This window comes from uncultured Cetobacterium sp., from assembly GCF_945952365.1.
GTDB lineage: Bacteria > Fusobacteriota > Fusobacteriia > Fusobacteriales > Fusobacteriaceae > Cetobacterium_A.
In genome coordinates this window covers 65907-84545 of record NZ_CAMFHX010000001.1, presented here as the reverse complement: position 1 = coordinate 84545, position 18639 = coordinate 65907, and the positions used below count along the sequence as shown (strand labels likewise).

Genomic DNA, 18639 nt, shown 5'->3' with positions numbered 1-18639 from the left:
TTGTATTTAAATTATACTTATTTAGTGTATAAAATGCAAGAGAAATTTTTATAATTTTTAACATCCTCTGCACCAGTAAGTATCATACTTTGATAAAGTTGAGATTTGAAAGTATCTAAAACAACTTTTACACCCTCTTGTCTTCCGCCAATCGAACCCCAAATGATAGGTCTTCCAATTAAAACAGCTTTAGCTCCAAGAGCAAGATATTTTAAAATATCCACACCTTCTCTAACTCCACCATCAGCTAAAACAATAATTTCGTCTCCGACAGCATCGGCAATATCTTTTAAAACTTCTGCAGGTGCAAAAGTTTCATTCAAGCAACGACCACCATGATTTGATACGACAAGAGCAGCAGCACCAGCAGCAACACAAAGTTTAGCTTCATCTACAGTTAAAATTCCTTTTACTATAAATGGAAGATTAGTTGAAGAGATAATCTCTTTTAAATCATTTAGTGATTTAGGACCAACGGGTTGGTTGAAAAGTTTCATTGTAACTAATCCAGCACCGTCAACATCCACTCCAATAGCTACTGCACCAGCAGCTTCAGCTATTTTAATTCTTTTTATAATTTCTGAATTTTCTCTAGGTTTTATTATAGCGATTCCTTTTCCGTTTCCTTTTTTTATAGCTTCAATTCCAGCTGCAAAACAGTTAGGGTCTCCTGTATCTCCAATCATAGCTATTGTTCCAGCGTCAAGGGCTCCTAAAACAACATCATCAGAATATTCAATATCGTTAACATATCCACCCATATTAAATTTTGTTCCTGTTATAGGTGCAATCATAGCTGGGAAAGAAAGTTCTTCACCGAATATAGAGCAAGAGAGTTTTGGATCAGAAACATTATGAAGAGTTCTCATTGCAACTTTAACCTCTTTAAGTTTTTCATAAGTTCTATTAAAACTTCCACCATTTCCAGCTCCACCCATGCCAGGAACTTTTCCAGCACACCAACGTCCGTTACACTCTGGACATAGTATACAAAAATCTTTCATTCTTTCCTTTGCATTTTTTTTAATCTCTTTTATATCCATAATCCCCTCCAAAAAATACTCATAGTTTATTTCAAAATTAATTATCTGTCGTTTGTATCAATAATTAAAGTTACAGGTCCGTCATTTAAAAGTTCTACTTTCATATCAGCACCAAAAATACCAGCTTCAGTTTTGAAACCAAGACTTTTACATTTTGCTAAAAACTTTTCATAAAGCTCGTTCGCCATATCTGGTTTAGCAGCGTCAATAAACGCTGGCCTACGTCCTTTGATACAGTTTCCATAAAGCGTAAATTGTGAGATTACAAGTAGTTCTCCATCAACATCTTTTAATCCAAGATTCATTTTGTCATCAGCATCATTAAAAACTCTTAAATCAGTTATTTTTTTAGCTAACCAATCCACCTCTTTTTCAGTGTCGCTATGTGTAACACCTAAAAGTATTAAGAATCCGTGGTTTATTTTTCCAGTAATTTCATTATCTACAGTAACACTTGCATGTTTGACTCTTTGTATAACAGCTCTCATCAATATCTCCTTTTCTATTTTTATTGGTAATTATACCATAAAAATGATATAATTATTAAGAAAAAATAAAAAACTAACAATTTAAAAAGAGGTACAAAATGGGGAGAGAAAGAGTTTTAACGGATTTTGCAAAGGTTATTAATTCAGATAGATATCAATATACTGAAAGTGACATTTTTTTAATGGAAGAGATGCAGGAGAAGGAAGCTATATTTGATATGTACTTTAGAAAAACTGAAGATGGTGGTTTTGCAGTTGTTTCAGGAGTACAAGAAGTAATTGAGCTTATTGATATTTTAAATAGAACTAGTGAGGATGAAAAAAGAGAGTATTTTTCTAAAATAATAGAAGAGAAACATCTTTTAGAGTACTTAGTTAAAATGAAATTTACTGGAAATTTATATGCTATGAGAGATGGGGAGATTGTATATCCAAATGAGCCAATAATAACGATAAAGGCACCATTGATTCAAGCAAAAATATTGGAAACTCCAATTTTAAACTTGATGAATATGCAACTAGCTATAGCAACAAAAGCTTCTAGAATAACTAGAGCAGCTTCACCAATTCCAGTTACATCATTTGGAAGTAGAAGAGCTCATGGTTTTGACAGTGCTGTAGCAGGAACAAAGGCGTCTATAATAGGAGGGTGTTTATCACACTCTAATTTAGTGACAGAGTATAAATATGGTGTTCCAAGTGTTGGGACAATGGCGCACTCTTATATACAAGCTTTTGGTGTTGGAGCTGAAGCTGAAAAAAAAGCTTTCGATACATTTATAAAACATAGAAGAGAAAGAAAAGCAAATTCGCTTATTTTACTGATAGATACTTACAATACAGTAGGTATTGGATTGAAAAATGCTATTCAAAGTTTTAAAGATAGTGGGATAGATGATTCATATGAAGGGATATATGGAATAAGAATAGATTCTGGAGATTTGGCATATCTTTCTAAAAAATGTAGAAAAGCTTTAGATATGGCTGGGCTAAAAAAAGCAAAGATATTTTTAACAAACTCTTTAAACGAGTCGTTGATTAAATCTTTAAAAGAGCAAGGAGCAGCAGTGGATATATTCGGGGTTGGAGATGCTATTGCAGTGAGTAAATCAAATCCTTGTTTTGGTGGAGTTTATAAAATAGTTGAAATAGATAGTAATCCAGTTATAAAGCTATCTGAAGATGTAATAAAAATTTCAAACCCAGGATTCAAAGAGGTTTATAGAATTTATGATAGCGAAGGTCTTGCATACGCAGATTTAATAACGCTTGTAAATAAAGATACAGATAAAGTTAAACTATTAAATGGGGACGACTTAACTATAAGAGATGAAAAATATGAGTTCAAATCGAGCTTATTAAAAAATGGAGAATACTCATTTAGAAAAATAACTAATGAATTTGTAAAAAATGGAGTTATAAAACCAGAGGCTTCACAGTTAAATGATGTTGTATCATCGAGAAAGTATTACTTAAGCTCTTTAGAAAAAGTTTCAGATGAAAGAAAAAGACTTGAGAACCCTCATCAGTATAAAGTTGATTTATCTAAAGATCTATTGGAATTAAAGTATAACTTAATTAAAAAAATAAAAAATCAGATAAATTAAAAATAGGCTGACTTTAGTCAGCCTATTATAATCACTTGTCTAAACCTAAAATAAGCAGTTCAGCAGTAGCTAAGTTTGTAGCAATTGGTACTTTGTGAACATCTGCAACTCTTATAAGAGCGGAGATATCTGGTTCGTGTGGCTGTGAAGTTAGCGGATCTCTGAAAAATAAAATAGCGGCTATTTTATCTGTAGCTACTTCAGCACCGATTTGTTGATCACCACCGATGGGACCAGATTTAAAGCGATGGATTTCTAAATCAGTAGCCTCCATAATTCTAAGTCCTGTTGTACCAGTAGAAACTAGAGGATATTTTGCTAGTATGTGCTCATGTCTTTGTGCAAAGCTAACTATTTCCGGCTTCATGTTGTCGTGAGCGATTAATGCTATTTTTTTCATTTGGACCTCCATAAGTTTTGCTATAACTATTATACAACAAAAAATTAATATGTAAAAGGAGTAAGTGTATGAATTTTGATAAAATTAATTATATTGAGAGAAAAACTAAGGAATTAAAGACAGAAAATCCACCAGGAGAAGGATTTTTAAAGTTTTTATATTATAATCCATTAGGAAAATTACCTTTGAATTTAGTAGTTAGAAAAAAGTTTTTAACAGATTTTTATGGAAAGAAGATGTCAGAAGCCTCATCTAAAGAAAAAATAAAGCCATTTGTTCAAGAAAATTGTATAAATATGGAGGAATCAAAAAAATCTGTAGAGGATTTTACATCATTTAATGACTTTTTTATAAGAGAGCTAAAAGAAGGAGCAAGAGAGATTGATAATAATCCAGAAGCTCTTGTATCTCCAGCTGATGGTAAAGTTTTAGTTTTTAATGATTTAAAGGAAACAACAAAATTCTTTTTAAAAGGTGACGAATTTACAATAGAAGAGTTTTTAATGGATAAAGATGAAGCTAAAAAATTCCATGGAGGAACAATTCTTATAATAAGATTAGCTCCTGTTGATTACCACAGATTCCATTTCCCAGCTACAGGTCAAATTGGAAAATCTAAATTGATAGATGGATATTACTATTCAGTTTCTCCTTATGCTATAAAGAAGAACTTTAGAGTTTACTGTGAAAATAAAAGAGAGGTTTCAATTTTAAAAACAGAAAAGTTTGGAGAGATAGTTTTAAGTGAGATTGGTGCAACTATGGTTGGTGGAATAGAGCAAACTTATAAAGAGGGCTTTGTAAAAAAAGGGGATGAAAAGGGATACTTCTTCTTTGGAGGGTCATCTTGTGTGTTATTATTTGAGAAAGATAAAGTTCAATTTGATGAGGATATTTTAGAAAATAGTAAAAAAGGATTAGAAACAAAAGTTTACATGGGTGAAAAAATAGGGAAAGCTAAGTAGGTGTAGTTGTGAAAAGACGAAGGGAATATTTTAGAAAAGGGGATATATTAATCTATCTTATTTTAATAATTACATTCTCTACATTGGGCTATGGAATAACGCAGTTTAAAGCAGCAGATGCAGCTAACGCAGAGATATATGTAAATAACTCTCTGAAATATGTATATCCATTACAAAATGAAGAGAAAGATATGTTTGTTCCAACCGATATAGGTGGAGTAAATATAAAAATTAAGGATAAAAAAATAAGAGTTATAACATCAAATTCACCTTTGAAATTAAATGTCAAACAGGGTTGGATCGGACAACCAGGTGAGGTTATAATAGGGGTTCCGGATAAACTTATAATAAAAATAGTTGGAAAAAAGAGTGAAGGATCAGATGAGGTTGATTTTATTATAAAGTAATTAGAGTTATAGGAGATGAGTAAGTTTATGAAAAAAGAGTATTTACATCTTTTTATTGTTGGAGTAATTCTAGTTTTAATTCAAACGTTTTTTCAATATAACGACGCTTTTACATCAATTGTAGGTCAAGCTGTAAGTTCTATAAAGCCATTTATATATGCTATTTTTATAGCGATTTTAGTGAGTCCTCTTGTAAAAATTTTTGAGAGTAAAACTAAATTGAAAAGAGCTACATCAATTGGATTAAGTTTAATAATTGTTTTTACAACTATTTTGGGGTTGTTTTTAATTGTAATTCCAAATATAATTAATAGTATTTCAGATTTAGTTGAGAAATTTCCAACAATGTTAGGAACTTTAACAACTAATACAGAGAATGTTATCCATTTTCTAGAGGCGAAAGATTTATTATTTTTTGATCCAAAGGAGATAGAAGCTAATTTGATTTCAGTTATAAAAACGAATTTGGGTAATTTTAAAAACTTAGCTTTTGGATTAGGTGCAGGAGTTTTAAGAAGCTTAGTTGGAGTATTAAACTTTTTTATTGGAGTTTTTATTTCACTATATTTAATGTATAGTAAAGAGTATTTTATGGAGTTTTTAGAAAATCTATTTTTATTATTTATGACAAAGAAAAATGCTAGATATGGTGTTGACTTTGTAAGAAAAGTAAATGATGTTTTCTTGAAATATGTTTTAGGAAGAGTTTTAACTTCAGCAGTTGTAGGACTTTTAGTATTTATAGTTCTATTCATAGCAAAAGTACCATATGCCTTACTTAGTGGTGTGATGGTTGGAGTTGGAAATATGATTCCGTATGTAGGTTCTATAGTAGCTGGAACGATAGCTACATTTTTAATACTGTTAGCTGCGCCTTTAAAAGTGATTTACCTATTTATAGCAATCGCTATAGGGCAAACAGTTGATGGATTTGTAATAGGGCCTAAAATTATGGAAGAGTCAGTTGGAATGAGTAGTTTTTGGACTATCATAGGTGTAATGGTTTGTGGAAACTTTTTTGGACCACTAGGGATGTTCTTAGGAGTACCTATATTTGTGGTTATAAAATTTATATATTTAGAGTGTTTAAAAAGAAGGAGTGAATAGATGAAGAAGTACAGATTAATAGCGTCAGCAACAATGGGATTAGAAAGTGTTGTAAAAGATGAGTGTAAAGAGTTAGGATTTGAAAATGTTGAGACATTCAACGGAAGAGTTGAGTTTGATGGAGATGAAAAAGAAATTGTAGAAGCAAACTTACATCTTAGATGTGCTGATAGAGTTTTCATAAAAATGGGAGAGTTTAAAGCTCTGACATTTGATAATCTTTTTGAAAATATTAAAAGATTACCTTGGGAAAATATAATATCTGCTGATGGAGAGTTTCCAATTAGCTGGGTTAGTTCAGTTAAGTGTAAGTTATTCTCAAAATCAGATATTCAAAAGATTGTAAAAAAAGCGATTGTTGAAAGACTTAGAGTAGCTTATCAAACGGAAAGATTGCCAGAAACTGGAGGAGCGTATAGAGTTAAGATTCAAGCTCATAACGATATATTCTTAGTTATGGTAGATACAAGTGGAGAGGGGCTACATAAAAGAGGGTATAGAAACCTAATAAATGAAGCACCATTAAAAGAGACTATGGCAGCGGCTTTAGTTTTATTAAGTCGTTGGAAAGGTGGAGATAGACCACTTATAGATCCAATGTGTGGAACGGGAACTATAGCTATAGAAGCAGCTATGATAGCTAGAAATGTTGCTCCAGGAGTAAATAGAAACTTTGCATCTGAGAAGTGGCCAATCATACCTGAAAATCTTTGGGTTGATTTAAGAGATGACGCTTTCTCAAGAGAGGACTACGACAAAGAGGTAACTATCTATGCTTCTGATATAGATGAGGAGACAGTAGAAGTTGCGAAATTAAATGCAAAGAGAGCTGGAGTAGATGAAGAGATAGAGTTTAGATGTATGAACTTCCTAGAATTAGAAAATACAATAGAAAAAGGTTGTATAGTAACTAACCCACCTTACGGAGATCGTCTTTTAGATGAGGATGCAGTAGAAAGATTATATGGACTTATGGGAGATATTTTCCAAATGAGATTCCCTAGATGGTCTTACTACATAATTACATCGTATGAAAACTTTGAAAAAACTTTCGGAAAGAAAGCTACAAAAAATAGAAAGTTATATAATGGTGGAATAAAGTGTCACTATTACCAATATTACGGAGCTAGATAATGAATAGATTTGATTTAATAGTAGTTGGTGGAGGTCCTGGTGGGATTTTTACAGCTATAACAGCAGCAGAAAAAGGATTGAAAGTTGCTTTGCTTGAAAAAAATAAACGTATTGGAAATAAAATCCTTGTTGCTGGGAGTGGAAAGTGTAATTTAACTCATACAGGAAAGCCAAAAGAATTTTTAGATAAGTATGGTATGAATGGAAAATTTTTAAAAGAAGCTATAAATAAATTTTCACCAGAGATGTTGAAAACTTTCTTTAAAGAGAATGGATTACCTTTGGTTTTAGTAGAGGAGAGTGGGAAGTATTTCCCACAAACGTTTAGTTCGCTAGATGTAGTAGCTTTATTAAAAAGAAAAATGGAAAATCTAGGTGTAAAAATAGTTGAAAATATAAAAATAGAGAACGTTACAAAATCAGAGGATGAATTTATAATAACAACAGATAAAGATACATATATATCTGACAATGTGGCTTTAGCTACTGGAGGAAAATCATATCCAGGAGTTGGAACAACAGGGGATGGATACGTTATGGCTAAAGAGCTAGGGCATAAAATCGTTCCACCAAAACCAGCTTTGACACCAGTTTTTGTTAGAGACTATATGTTTGAAGAGTTATCTGGAATAAGTTTCCAAGATGTTAAAGTGACAGTTTGGAGAGAGAATAAAAAAGTTGTTGAGAAAAGAGGGCCAGTATTATTTACACATACTAATTTTAGTGGACCAGGAATTTTAGACAACTCTAGATACATAGAAAACGGAAGTTTCTTAGAGATAAACTATGTGGATAAAGATTTTGAAACTTTGAATAGAGAGATAATTGAAGAGATGAATAAAGATGGAAAGAAAACTGTTAAAAGAGTTTTAAATAGCTATTTCTTACCGGATAGATTCATAAGAAGAGTTTTATATTTAGCAGAGATATCTGAAGAGTTGAAACTATCTGAGTTATCAAAAGAGAAAAGAGAAAATTTAGTAAAAATGTTATCATCTAATAAAATGGAGGTAACAAAAGTTGGAAGCTTTGAAATGGCTATGGTAACTAGAGGTGGAGTAGCTATTGATGAGGTAAATTCTAAAACAATGGAATCTAAAAAAGTTTCAGGACTGTACTTAGTTGGTGAAATTTTAGATATAGATGGAGATACAGGTGGATATAATATTCAAGCTGCATGTTCTATGGGAGTTTTAGCTGCTAAGTCTATGAAGAAAAAGGAGATGAGGTAGATGGAGAGAGAAAGATTTAGAGTATATGCACAGGAAGTTATTTTAACAGTTTTAAAGATGACTTCTGTACAGATAGATAAACTAAGAGAGATGGGAGATCTATCTGGAGTAGAGATATTGGAAGAGAAGGTTGTTATTCCTTACGAAAAAATCTACGGTGCTCTTTTAGAGATGAAGGTTGAAAACATGTCAGATGATGAGTTTAAACCTTTTGAAGAGATGGTAGAAGAGATAAGAGAGAAAAACTCTTTATCAGTGGAAAAAGTATTGGAAAACTTAGAGAAAAGAGAGAAGTTAAAAGGAATTTCAGGAGCGACAGTAGTAAAAAGATTTTTCAAATATAACTTGAATAGACTTTTAGATAAGAAGGATAAAATAACTGAGAAATATAATGAGTTAGCTTTAGAAGAACAAAATTTAGAAAACTTATTAAAAGAGACTATACAAGAAGAGGAACAATTTGATATAATTTATAAGCTGCAACCGGTGAGAGAAAAACTGAGAGAAATAGAACAGAGATATCTATCAGTAGAAAGAGATATTAATCAGTTAAAAAGAAAGTTAGAATCAAAATGGCCTTATGAGATGTATGGGGTTGTTTCAGAGGAGGAACTTTTAGAAACATATAAAGAAGCTTTTAAAATGGAGGACTAGTTAGAAATGGAAAAAGGGTTCAAACAGATTTTAATTTTATTGGCAGTATTTATTGTCTTTTTTCTTTCGAAAAAGATGTTTGCAAAACAAAAAGTAGTTTTAGGAAAAAATACGGAGGTAAGAATTATGAAACAAGTTAAATTAAATGCAAAAATAGTTACAACAAGAGGAGAGGTTAATTTAACTCTTTTCCCTGAAGTAGCACCTATAACAGTATTAAACTTTGCTCATTTAGCAATGAGAGAGTACTACAACGGAATTAAATTCCACAGAGTGATTGAGGACTTCATGGTTCAAGGTGGAGACCCTACAGGAACTGGATCAGGTGGACCAGGATATAACTTTATAGATGAGTTCCAAGAAGGAGTAGTTTTTGATAAGAAAGGAATTTTAGCTATGGCTAATGCAGGACCAGAAACAAACGGTTCTCAATTCTTCATCACTCACGTTCCAACACCTTGGTTAAACTATAAGCATACAATATTTGGAGAAGTTGTTTCTGAAGCTGACCAAAAAGTTGTAGACTCTATAAAGCAAGGAGATATAATCGAGAAAATCGAAATAACTGGAGATGTTCAAGAGTTCTTAAAGAGTCAAGAAAACGCAGAGATAATAGCTGATATGGATGACGCTTTAGACGCTCAATTTCCAAATTTAGTACAATACTAATTTTAAACAGGGGGAGATTCTCGTGATAAGAATAGAGAATGAAAAGTTGGTTGTACTGATAAATAAATTCGGTGCAGAACTAAAAAGTATAACGAATAAAGAGAATGGTATTGAATATATTTGGCCAGGAACAGAGGGTTCTTTCAAAAAAAGTGCTCCCAATCTTTTTCCATTTATTGGAAATATAGTTACAGGGACAATTGATTATCCTTTAGGTAAAAATGAAAGGGTAACTCTTCCAATGACTAAGCATGGTTTTGCTAGAGATGTAGACTTTGAGATTTTAGAGATAACAGAGAGTACAGCAAAGTTTCAATTGAAACCAAATGCTTATACAGAGGAAAGATATCCGTATAATTTCTCTTTAATAGTAGAATATATCTTAGTTGAAGACAAAGTTTATCACAACTATTACGTGAAAAACAATGGTGTCATAGAGATGTACTACCACATAGGAGGACATACAGCTTTTTATTGTAACTATAACGGGGATAAAAACTTTGAAAATTATTATATTGAGTTTCAAGAACAAGAGTGCGATTTATATATGATAGATGCTAGAAATAATAGCTTCTTATCATCAGAAATTCAAAAGTATAGATTGCCAGAAAAGTTTATGTTATCTAAAGAGAAGTTCTTAAAAGATGCTTTAGTATTTGAAGGTTTAGAGAGCAACACTGTAAATATAAAGCATACAAAATCATCACATGGTGTTGAGTTTACTTTTGAAGAACTAGATACTTTAGCTGTATGGACAAGTGTTGATTCGAGCGAATTTATCTGTTTAGAGCCTTGGGCTGGAATAACTGATTTCACTGAAAACTCTAATAGAGTTGAAGAGAAAAAGCACATCCAAAAGTTAAATTCAAACGAGCAGAAAAAACATACTCAAATAATAAGAGTGTATTAGGAAGTATACAAAATTTAAGAACAATTAGAAGGGTGCTTTTAGCACTCTTTTTGTTTATTTCAACTATAAAATAAATCTAAAATAGATAGTTTAAATATGGTATACTATGTATGAATAGACTTGTTAAAGTTAGCCACTAGGATTGGTATTTTTAAAATATATAAGATGTATTCAAACTCTCTTTTAAATAAAGGAAAGCTAAGAGAGTTGATAGATATAGTTGGTGGAATTAACTTATAGGCTAAAACAGATAAAGGGCAAGATGGACTTGGTTAAGTTTATGAATTTTCTTAGAAAAGTTTACTAACTCGGAGGGAAAAATGAAGGACAATTCTATGTGAGTGATTTCTAAAGAGTAAGCACCTAGAAGAAATAAGAGCTAACTTAGGTTGTGATATATAGGAGGTTAAATTTGGAGAAGGAAATTACATTAAATAAAATTTTAGAATTTATTTTAGATGTAGAGAAAGAGTATCTATCATTTCATGAAGATGTAAAAATATCTTTAAATATACATAAGTTAAGAACAAATAAAATATACACTAACGAATCTTTAAATGGTGAATTTAATAAGGAATTACAGTATTATTTAGATAAAATAGATGATTTTGAATTTCGTGTTTTAGAAATTTCATCTAAATATATAAGTGAAGATTTTAAAGTAAATATGAGAAAAAAGAGTCCAGACTCAATAATGAGTAAAATAATAAGAAATTCAAAAGATCATATTATGGTTTCAAGGGTTCTAAATGATTTGTTTGGAGTAAGGTGTATAGTTACTGATGTAGATAGTTTTATAGAAAAGTTGGAATTAAAGTGTAAAGAAAGAGATTATCGTTTTTTACCCAAAAATAATCCGAGTGAAGATTATAGAGCTCATCACATATATATAAAAGGAAAAGATAATTTTGTATTTCATATTGAAGTTCAAATTTGGGATGTTAAAAATGAGAAAATGAATTTAGAATCTCATAAAAAATATAAAATAGGTTATGTAAAAGCTCCGTTTGTTTATAAAGGTGGTGAATAGTTTATGTATAGACATTATATTTTTGTTTTTAGTGATTATAATTCTGGAAAAAGAATAGGGTATCATATAGAGGAGGATAACTCACAAAAATTTTTGATAGAAGCCAAAAAAATGAAAGATGAGTTAAAAACTAAATATACAAATGCAAAATACGGTATATATTTTCTAACTACGAAAGATTCTGGCTGGAATGCCGTAAAAGAGTATGATGGATTTTATGAAGATATTCAGGTTGTTGGAAAGAAAAAGTTTTTTGATTCAATTGAAAAAAATTATTTCTTGAAAGAGAAAGAAGAGGAAAATATTAAAAATGCGGATTCTTACAATGAAAAAGATTTTTTAGGTAAAATTAGTTTAATTTCAAGAAAAGAAAATCTACAAGATGATTTGTTGCAAAATATGGAAAATCTAAAGGATATTGATAAATTAAAAGAAGATTTAGAGAAAGAGTTAATTCAATTAAGAGAGAAATTATCAGAGGTAAAAAAGATTTCAAAACTGATAAAAAAAGATGAGAAACAGGATACACCGTTAAATAGACATATAGATTTTGAAATCAATCTATTAAATAAAGAGTTGGATGAAATAAAAGGTAAAAAATTACATCAATTATATAACTTGAAAGTTAGCATAAAAAAAATGAAATTAGAATTGAAAAAAATAGGAGATAAAAATTTTTTACAAAAGTTGAATAAGATTAAGAATGAAATAAAAATATAAAAAATAGCAGCTCACAAAAATGACGTGAGTTGCTATTTTTTATTTTAAAATATAAAAAAATTATTTTCCAAATGAACAGTGAGGATATGTGCAGATTGGACAATCAAGACAAAGTCCACCATGACCATATTTTGCTATATCTTCAAAAGTAAGTTTTTCATCTGTTAAAATTCTTGGAAGAACTAAATCAAAAGCAGTTCTTTTAGAGTGCATAACACATCCAGGTAGTCCAAGAATTGCTTTTTCACCATGATATGCTAAAAGAAGCATAGCTCCTGGAAGAACGGGTGATCCATAAGTTATAAGTTCTCCACCCATCTCTCTTATAGCAAGAGGTGTTCTATCATCTGGGTCAACAGACATTCCACCAGTACAAAGTATAACTTCCGCCTCAGAGTTTAAAGCTTGAGCAATTTTCTCTTTTATCATCTCTTTATCATCAGATGAGAATGTGTGATAAACAACTTCGCATCCGTATTCATTAACTTTTCTAGTTAGAATAGGTCCAAATTTATCTGTGATTCTACCATAAAAAACTTCGTTGCCAGTTGTAATTATAGCAACCTTTTTTGGTTTTATAGGTAAAACTTTTATAATCTCTTTTTTAGAGATTTTTTCCATCTCTAGAATTTTCTCTTCGTTTATAACTAAAGGAATAACTCTAGTCCCAGCAACTTTAGTTCCTTTTTTTACAGGAGTATTGTTGTGTAAAGTTGCAATAACAATCTCTCTTAGACTATTAATTTTTAAAAGCTCGTCAACATCAACTTTTAAAAGACCATCTTCAGCAGCTAAAAAATCTATTTTACCCTCTTTGATAGCAGAAAAATCTAAACCGCAACCAGCAGTGTGCTCTTTAATTCTTATAGCAGCATCATTTTCATGAAGTGTTCCCTCTATGTGCTCCCAAACGAAAAGATTATCCTTACCTAACTTTAAAAGTTCAGGAACATCCTCTTCAGTGATAATATGTCCTTTTTTAAAAGCAACACCTTTAAATTCACCAGGGACAATTTTTGTTATATCGTGGCATAAAATCATACCAACAGCATCTACAGTTTTAACAGTTTTCATTTTTCCTCCTAAATGTATTGTTTGATTAGAATTTTAAATTTTCCTTTTTTGTTTTCCCCTAGATTTTGCTCTAAGATAAACTTTCCTTTTTTTCTGATAGTTATGACTGAGCCAATTTCAACAGTTTTACTTTTACTTTTTTCAATAGAGTAGTTAACGAGAACATCTCCACTTTCAATCAAATTTACACTGACATTTCTTGAAAAATTACCGATAGATGCAATTATAGAATCCAATCTAAAAGATGGAATTGTATCAGTGAACTCTTTAAATTGAGGTTCTGGAATCTCTGAAGAGGAAAGCTCTTTAATTTTTATAGGGATTGTATTTATTCCTTCTAAAGAGTTAAAAATAATATTGTAAATATCAGTTAAAGCGACACAGTAACCGATATTATCTTTAACTAAGATATCACCTAACCCCTCTCTTTTTAGACCAAGACTCATAATTGATCCTAAAAAATCTTTATGCTGTAAAGTTTTGAATTTATTACTGGCGTCGATTTTAAAATAGGTTACAGGTGAATCTAGTGTAGAGATATCAAAATCTTTTGGAGTGAATACAATCAGCTTTTTTTCACTACTTTGAGTTAAACTAAAACTCTTAGTTTGGAGCCCGATAGAGCTACAAAATTCACAAAGTTTACTCGCAATTTGAGGTGGTAAAAAAGTTGTTCCATAAACAGGGTAATCGATATCTATACATAGAGATATATCCTCGAAAATAGACGCAATTAGAAACTCATCCTCTCCTTTGAAAAGATTAAAAAAATAGTTTTTATTCATAAAATCTCTCTTTCTCTTAAATATTTTGAAAAACATAGATAAGTTGATTTTATCGTACATTTGTGATAAAATCAAATAGATTTGTAAAAATAGGGAGATGGTTAAAGATGGTAGAAAGAAAGTATATTGCACCTAATGCAATTACAGCAGCGAATATGTTTTTAGGATATCTAAGCATCACAGCTTCTATAGCGGGGGATTATTCAAAAGCTATCTGGTTTATAATTTTGGGGATGGTTTGCGATGGTTTGGATGGAAAAACAGCAAGGAAATTAGATGCATTTAGTGAATTCGGAAAAGAGTTTGACTCTTTCTGTGACGCAATAACTTTTGGATTAGCACCGGCAATATTAGTTTACTCACGTCTTAATGCACTAGGATTAAATAGCATAAAATCATTTGTAGTTCCTATATCGTTTATATATGCGTTATGTGGAGTTATGAGATTGGTAAAGTTTAACATAGTGACGACAGCTTCAAGTGAAAAAGATGACTTTAGTGGAATGCCTATTCCGTCTGGAGCGTCAGTAGTTTGTTCATATCTTCTGTTTGTTGAAGCGATGAAAGAAAGTTTTGGAATGAATCTCTTTTCAATAGAAGCTTTTGTAGGGTTAACTTTATTAGCAGCCATATTGATGGTAAGTACAATTCCATTTAAGACTCCAGATAAGGTGTTTGGATTTGTTCCTAAAAAACTTATGTTACCATTTGTTGTGGTAATATTAGTTACGCTGAAATATAGTATGTTTATAGTTACATGTTACTATATTTTAGTAAATTTAATAAAGTTTTTCTCGGAGAGATCAAAAGAGGAACTTGAATAGAAAATAATTAACGATGATACCCGATAAAATCCAAAAAAACTATTGGAAAATCGGGTATTTTATTTGAAGAATAATACGTTTCTATGGTATAATTTTAAAGGAGAAAAAAATGAGTATATTAGATAAATTAAATGAAAAGCAAAGAGCAGCAGCTCAAAAAATAGAGGGTCCACTTCTAATATTAGCGGGAGCTGGGTCAGGGAAAACAAGAACAATAACTTACAGAATAGCTCATATGATAAATGAAAAAGGTATCTCTCCGTATAAAATACTGGCAGTTACATTTACAAATAAAGCCGCTAAAGAGATGAGAGAGAGAGTTGAGTCACTGATAGGTGATGATGCACATAAAGCTATGATATCAACATTCCACTCGTTTGGAGTAAGATTACTTAGAGTTTATGGAGATAAACTAGGTTATGGAGCTAACTTTACAATATACGACACAGACGATCAGAAAAGAGTTATTAGAGCTATAATGAAAGAGCTTGTTGTTGGAGATAAAACTTTAACAGAGGGTGCAGTTGTATCAATAATCTCAAAGTTAAAAGAAAATAGTGTAAGTGTATCTGATTATGAAAAAGAAAATAGATTTGATAACAACTATAAAATAATTTTAGAGTGTTATAGAAGATATAATGGAGTTTTAAAAGAAAATAATGGAATGGATTTCTCAGATATATTGGTAAATCTACATAAATTGTTAGATGTACCTGAAGTTTTAGAGAAGTTACAGGATAAATTCCAATATGTTATGGTGGATGAGTATCAGGATACAAATAATATCCAATACAACATTATAACTAAAATAGCTGCTAAGTATAGAAATATATGTGTAGTTGGAGATGAAAATCAAAGTATATATGGATTTAGAGGAGCTAATATAAAAAATATACTTGATTTTGAGAAGGATTATAAAGATGCCTTAGTTGTAAAACTAGAGGAAAATTATCGTTCGACATCTGCAATTTTAACAGCAGCAAATGAGGTAATAAAAAATAACAAAACTTCAAAAGATAAAAACCTTTGGACTAAGAAACCTCAAGGGGAGCTTATAACAGTTAAAGAGTGTCTAGATGGAAGAGCAGAAGTAAACTATGTAATCGAGGAGATTATAAAAAGAAAAAATCTTGGAAAAGCTTATAAAGATTTTACAGTTCTTTATAGAACAAATGCTCAGTCAAGACTTTTTGAAGAAGGGTTATTAAAATACAATATTCCATATAAGGTTTTTGGTGGAATGCAGTTCTATCAAAGAGCAGAGATAAAAGATGTTGTAGCTTATTTAACAGTTATAAATAATCCTCAAGATACAATCAATTTAAATAGAATAATAAATGTTCCTAAAAGAAAAATAGGAGATAAAAGTATAGAGAAAATCAGAGATTTTGCAAATGAAAGTGGAATTTCAATGTTTGAAGCTCTTGGAAAAGGAAGTGATATTCCAGGATTGACAGCTGGAGTTAAAATTGCTTTAGATGAGCTGTATACAACACTAACTGATTTAATAGAGCTAACAAATGATGGGTCTGTGAGTGAGATATATGACGAACTTATAAGAAGAGTCGGATATTTCTCATACTTAAATTCAACTTATGGAGTTGAAGCTGAGGGAAGAATAGAAAACGTTGAAGAGTTGAAGAACTCAATCGTCGAGTTAGAAAAAACAGTAGATTTCCTAACTTTAAGAGAGTATTTAGAGAATATCTCTTTAGTGAGTGCAACAGATGATTTAAATACTGATGTAGACTATGTAAAACTTATGACTATTCACAACTCAAAAGGATTGGAGTTTCCAGTTGTATTTTTAACTGGAGTAGAGGATGATATATTCCCAGGGTCTAAAAAGATTCTCTTCAATCCTGAAGAGTTAGAAGAGGAAAGAAGACTTTGTTATGTAGCTATAACGAGAGCTGAAGAGAAGTTATATATGAGTTATGCTAAAAGTAGATTTGTATATGGCGAGTTTTTAGGTAAGATAAAGTCTAGGTTTATAGATGAGTTACCTAGAGAGGTTGTTGAAGAGGAAAGAAAAGTTGAAGAGCTTCTGCCTAAATCAAGAATTTCAACTGAAACAAAAAAAGTAACAGGGTTTAAAAATGTTATAGATGCAAGTGATTTAAAAAAGATGAAAAATATTGCAAATTCGCCATTTAAAATGGGTGAGAAAGTAATGCATACAAAATTTGGACTAGGAAAAGTGGTAGAGATATCAGAGAAAAAAATAGGAGTTCAATTTGTAGATGGGAAAAAAGAGATTGCTTTAGTTTTAGCTACGAAATTTTTAACTAAAGCATAGTTCAAAGGAGAGAATTTTATGAAAAGAAAAACTCTGAACAGAGAGGTTCAATATAACGGGATTGGACTTCATAAAGGAGAAGAGATTAAAATGAGATTAGTTCCAGCCCAAAAAGGTGGAATAATTTTTAAAAGAGTTGATTTAGAAGAGGGAAAAAATATAATCTCAATGTCTTTAGAAAATACGTTTGATCTAACAAGAGGAACGAATCTGAAAAACGAGTTCGGAGCAGCAGTTTATACAATAGAACACTTCTTATCAGCACTTTATATAGCAGAAATAACAGATTTAGTAGTTGAACTAGATGGTAACGAATTACCAATAGGAGATGGAAGTGCTAAAGTTTTTATAGAAGTTATTGAGAGTGTTGGAGTGAAAGAGTTAGAAGAGGAGATTGAAGAGATTGTTATAAAATCACCACTGAACTTAACGGTAGGAGATAAACATATTGTAGCACTACCATTTGATGGATATAAAGTTACTTACACTATAAAGTTTGATCATACGTTTTTAAAAAGCCAAATGTTAGAAGTTGTTTTAAATATGGAGTCTTATAAAAATGAGATAGCTAACGCTAGAACTTTTGGATTTGACTATGAGATTGATTATTTAAAGAAAAACAACTTAGCTTTAGGTGGAACTTTAGATAATGCTATTGTTGTAAAAAAAGATGGTGTTTTAAATCCAAGTGGATTGAGATATGAGGATGAGTTTGTAAGACATAAGATACTTGATTTAATTGGAGATTTAAAGGTTTTAAACAAACCGATCAAAGGGCACATAATAGCTATTAAAGCAGGACATGCTTTAGATATAGAATTTGCAAAATTACTTAAAAAGCAGGAGGAAGAAATATGTTAGATGTTATGGAGATAATGAAGAGAATACCACACAGATATCCGTTTTTATTAGTTGATAGAATTTTAGAGATGGATGTAGAAGGACAAAAAATAAGAGGATTAAAAAACGTAACAGTAAATGAGGAGTTTTTTAATGGTCACTTCCCAGGACATCCAATTATGCCAGGTGTTTTAATCGTTGAAGGAATGGCTCAATGCTTAGGAGTTTTAATACTTGATGATTCAGGATCAAAAGTTCCTTACTTCGCAGCTATAGAAGGAGTAAAATTTAAGGCTCCAGTTAGACCAGGAGACCAATTAATATATGAAGTACAAGTAGATAAATTAAGAAGAAATATAGTAAAAGCTACAGGAGTAGCAAAAGTAGATGGAAAAGTTGTAACAGAAGCATCGTTTACATTTACTATAATGGACAAATAGAGAGTAGGGTG

The 18639-nt window shown here is 30.9% G+C and carries 20 protein-coding genes; 15 read left to right on the top strand and 5 right to left on the bottom strand.

All coding sequences use genetic code 11. The annotated features are described in order from the left end of the window. Positions 1-17: 17 nt before the first annotated feature. Positions 18-1043 (bottom strand): alpha-hydroxy-acid oxidizing protein, encoded by a 1026-nt coding sequence (locus Q0O83_RS00425; protein WP_294092982.1) that lies wholly within the window; start codon positions 1041-1043, stop codon positions 18-20. Positions 1044-1084: 41 nt separating this feature from the next. After that, a complete protein-coding gene (gene dtd / locus Q0O83_RS00420) occupies positions 1085-1531 on the bottom strand; it encodes a D-aminoacyl-tRNA deacylase (RefSeq protein ID WP_294092980.1) in 447 nt (148 codons plus the stop codon). 98 nt (positions 1532-1629) lie between these two features. Here dtd and Q0O83_RS00415 point away from each other — a divergent pair, with 98 nt between their 5' ends. After that, entirely contained in the window at positions 1630-3138 is a 1509-nt protein-coding gene (locus Q0O83_RS00415) for a nicotinate phosphoribosyltransferase (protein WP_294092978.1), read from the top strand. 31 nt (positions 3139-3169) lie between these two features. Here the strand turns inward: Q0O83_RS00415 and mgsA are convergent, their stop codons facing one another. Further along, on the bottom strand, positions 3170-3538 hold the full coding sequence (gene mgsA, locus Q0O83_RS00410; RefSeq protein WP_294093113.1) for a methylglyoxal synthase: 369 nt from the start codon (positions 3536-3538) through the stop codon (positions 3170-3172). A 68-nt stretch (positions 3539-3606) separates the two neighbouring features. Between mgsA and Q0O83_RS00405 the strand changes: the two genes are divergently transcribed. From Q0O83_RS00405 to Q0O83_RS00360, 10 genes are all read left to right on the top strand, one after another. Then, complete coding sequence (locus Q0O83_RS00405) at positions 3607-4503, top strand: phosphatidylserine decarboxylase (RefSeq protein ID WP_294092976.1); 897 nt, start codon at positions 3607-3609, stop codon at positions 4501-4503. Between the two features lie 8 nt (positions 4504-4511). Next, a complete protein-coding gene (locus Q0O83_RS00400; RefSeq protein ID WP_294092974.1) occupies positions 4512-4910 on the top strand; it encodes a NusG domain II-containing protein in 399 nt (132 codons plus the stop codon). 27 nt (positions 4911-4937) lie between these two features. Then, positions 4938-6017 (top strand): AI-2E family transporter, encoded by a 1080-nt coding sequence (locus Q0O83_RS00395; RefSeq protein WP_294092972.1) that lies wholly within the window; start codon positions 4938-4940, stop codon positions 6015-6017. Continuing rightward, on the top strand, positions 6018-7151 hold the full coding sequence (locus tag Q0O83_RS00390; protein WP_294092970.1) for a class I SAM-dependent RNA methyltransferase: 1134 nt from the start codon (positions 6018-6020) through the stop codon (positions 7149-7151). After that, the gene (locus tag Q0O83_RS00385) at positions 7151-8383 is read left to right on the top strand and encodes an NAD(P)/FAD-dependent oxidoreductase (protein WP_294092969.1); all 1233 of its coding nucleotides are present in this window, start codon (positions 7151-7153) and stop codon (positions 8381-8383) included. The genes Q0O83_RS00390 and Q0O83_RS00385 overlap by 1 nt, the downstream gene beginning before the upstream one ends. Continuing rightward, positions 8384-9037, top strand: coding sequence for a hypothetical protein (locus Q0O83_RS00380; protein WP_294092966.1), 654 nt, complete (start codon positions 8384-8386; stop codon positions 9035-9037). A 126-nt stretch (positions 9038-9163) separates the two neighbouring features. Then, positions 9164-9706 (top strand): peptidylprolyl isomerase, encoded by a 543-nt coding sequence (locus Q0O83_RS00375; protein WP_294092964.1) that lies wholly within the window; start codon positions 9164-9166, stop codon positions 9704-9706. Positions 9707-9728: 22 nt separating this feature from the next. Beyond that, positions 9729-10616 (top strand): hypothetical protein, encoded by an 888-nt coding sequence (locus tag Q0O83_RS00370; protein WP_294092962.1) that lies wholly within the window; start codon positions 9729-9731, stop codon positions 10614-10616. Between the two features lie 412 nt (positions 10617-11028). Next, a complete protein-coding gene (locus Q0O83_RS00365; protein WP_294092960.1) occupies positions 11029-11646 on the top strand; it encodes a hypothetical protein in 618 nt (205 codons plus the stop codon). 3 nt (positions 11647-11649) lie between these two features. Then, complete coding sequence (locus tag Q0O83_RS00360; RefSeq protein WP_294092955.1) at positions 11650-12366, top strand: hypothetical protein; 717 nt, start codon at positions 11650-11652, stop codon at positions 12364-12366. Positions 12367-12426: 60 nt separating this feature from the next. Here the strand turns inward: Q0O83_RS00360 and Q0O83_RS00355 are convergent, their stop codons facing one another. Beyond that, positions 12427-13440, bottom strand: coding sequence for a molybdopterin-binding protein (locus tag Q0O83_RS00355; RefSeq protein WP_294092953.1), 1014 nt, complete (start codon positions 13438-13440; stop codon positions 12427-12429). A gap of 8 nt (positions 13441-13448) precedes the next feature. Then, positions 13449-14225, bottom strand: coding sequence for a YlmH/Sll1252 family protein (locus Q0O83_RS00350; RefSeq protein ID WP_294092951.1), 777 nt, complete (start codon positions 14223-14225; stop codon positions 13449-13451). 107 nt (positions 14226-14332) lie between these two features. Between Q0O83_RS00350 and pssA the strand changes: the two genes are divergently transcribed. From pssA to fabZ, 4 genes are all read left to right on the top strand, one after another. Further along, entirely contained in the window at positions 14333-15049 is a 717-nt protein-coding gene (gene pssA, locus Q0O83_RS00345) for a CDP-diacylglycerol--serine O-phosphatidyltransferase (RefSeq protein ID WP_294092949.1), read from the top strand. A 109-nt stretch (positions 15050-15158) separates the two neighbouring features. Next, positions 15159-17348, top strand: a complete 2190-nt coding sequence (locus Q0O83_RS00340) for a UvrD-helicase domain-containing protein (RefSeq protein ID WP_294092946.1) — start codon at positions 15159-15161, stop codon at positions 17346-17348. Between the two features lie 18 nt (positions 17349-17366). Beyond that, positions 17367-18209, top strand: a complete 843-nt coding sequence (gene lpxC / locus Q0O83_RS00335) for a UDP-3-O-acyl-N-acetylglucosamine deacetylase (RefSeq protein ID WP_294092944.1) — start codon at positions 17367-17369, stop codon at positions 18207-18209. Next, on the top strand, positions 18203-18628 hold the full coding sequence (fabZ, locus tag Q0O83_RS00330; RefSeq protein ID WP_047384272.1) for a 3-hydroxyacyl-ACP dehydratase FabZ: 426 nt from the start codon (positions 18203-18205) through the stop codon (positions 18626-18628). The genes lpxC and fabZ overlap by 7 nt, the downstream gene beginning before the upstream one ends. Positions 18629-18639: the final 11 nt, after the last annotated feature.

Excerpts from the sequence above, each read along its gene's own strand:
- fabZ (WP_047384272.1), top strand. The coding sequence starts at position 18,203 with ATGTTAGATGTTATGGAGATAATGAAGAGAATACCACACAGATATCCG.
- Q0O83_RS00380 (WP_294092966.1), top strand. The coding sequence starts at position 8,384 with ATGGAGAGAGAAAGATTTAGAGTATATGCACAGGAAGTTATTTTAACA.
- Q0O83_RS00375 (WP_294092964.1), top strand. The coding sequence starts at position 9,164 with ATGAAACAAGTTAAATTAAATGCAAAAATAGTTACAACAAGAGGAGAG.
- Q0O83_RS00405 (WP_294092976.1), top strand. The coding sequence starts at position 3,607 with ATGAATTTTGATAAAATTAATTATATTGAGAGAAAAACTAAGGAATTA.
- Q0O83_RS00350 (WP_294092951.1), bottom strand. The coding sequence starts at position 14,225 with ATGAATAAAAACTATTTTTTTAATCTTTTCAAAGGAGAGGATGAGTTT.
- Q0O83_RS00415 (WP_294092978.1), top strand. The coding sequence starts at position 1,630 with ATGGGGAGAGAAAGAGTTTTAACGGATTTTGCAAAGGTTATTAATTCA.
- Q0O83_RS00385 (WP_294092969.1), top strand. The coding sequence starts at position 7,151 with ATGAATAGATTTGATTTAATAGTAGTTGGTGGAGGTCCTGGTGGGATT.
- pssA (WP_294092949.1), top strand. The coding sequence starts at position 14,333 with ATGGTAGAAAGAAAGTATATTGCACCTAATGCAATTACAGCAGCGAAT.
- Q0O83_RS00360 (WP_294092955.1), top strand. The coding sequence starts at position 11,650 with ATGTATAGACATTATATTTTTGTTTTTAGTGATTATAATTCTGGAAAA.
- mgsA (WP_294093113.1), bottom strand. The coding sequence starts at position 3,538 with ATGAAAAAAATAGCATTAATCGCTCACGACAACATGAAGCCGGAAATA.
- Q0O83_RS00390 (WP_294092970.1), top strand. The coding sequence starts at position 6,018 with ATGAAGAAGTACAGATTAATAGCGTCAGCAACAATGGGATTAGAAAGT.
- dtd (WP_294092980.1), bottom strand. The coding sequence starts at position 1,531 with ATGAGAGCTGTTATACAAAGAGTCAAACATGCAAGTGTTACTGTAGAT.
- lpxC (WP_294092944.1), top strand. The coding sequence starts at position 17,367 with ATGAAAAGAAAAACTCTGAACAGAGAGGTTCAATATAACGGGATTGGA.
- Q0O83_RS00355 (WP_294092953.1), bottom strand. The coding sequence starts at position 13,440 with ATGAAAACTGTTAAAACTGTAGATGCTGTTGGTATGATTTTATGCCAC.
- Q0O83_RS00425 (WP_294092982.1), bottom strand. The coding sequence starts at position 1,043 with ATGGATATAAAAGAGATTAAAAAAAATGCAAAGGAAAGAATGAAAGAT.
- Q0O83_RS00340 (WP_294092946.1), top strand. The coding sequence starts at position 15,159 with ATGAGTATATTAGATAAATTAAATGAAAAGCAAAGAGCAGCAGCTCAA.
- Q0O83_RS00395 (WP_294092972.1), top strand. The coding sequence starts at position 4,938 with ATGAAAAAAGAGTATTTACATCTTTTTATTGTTGGAGTAATTCTAGTT.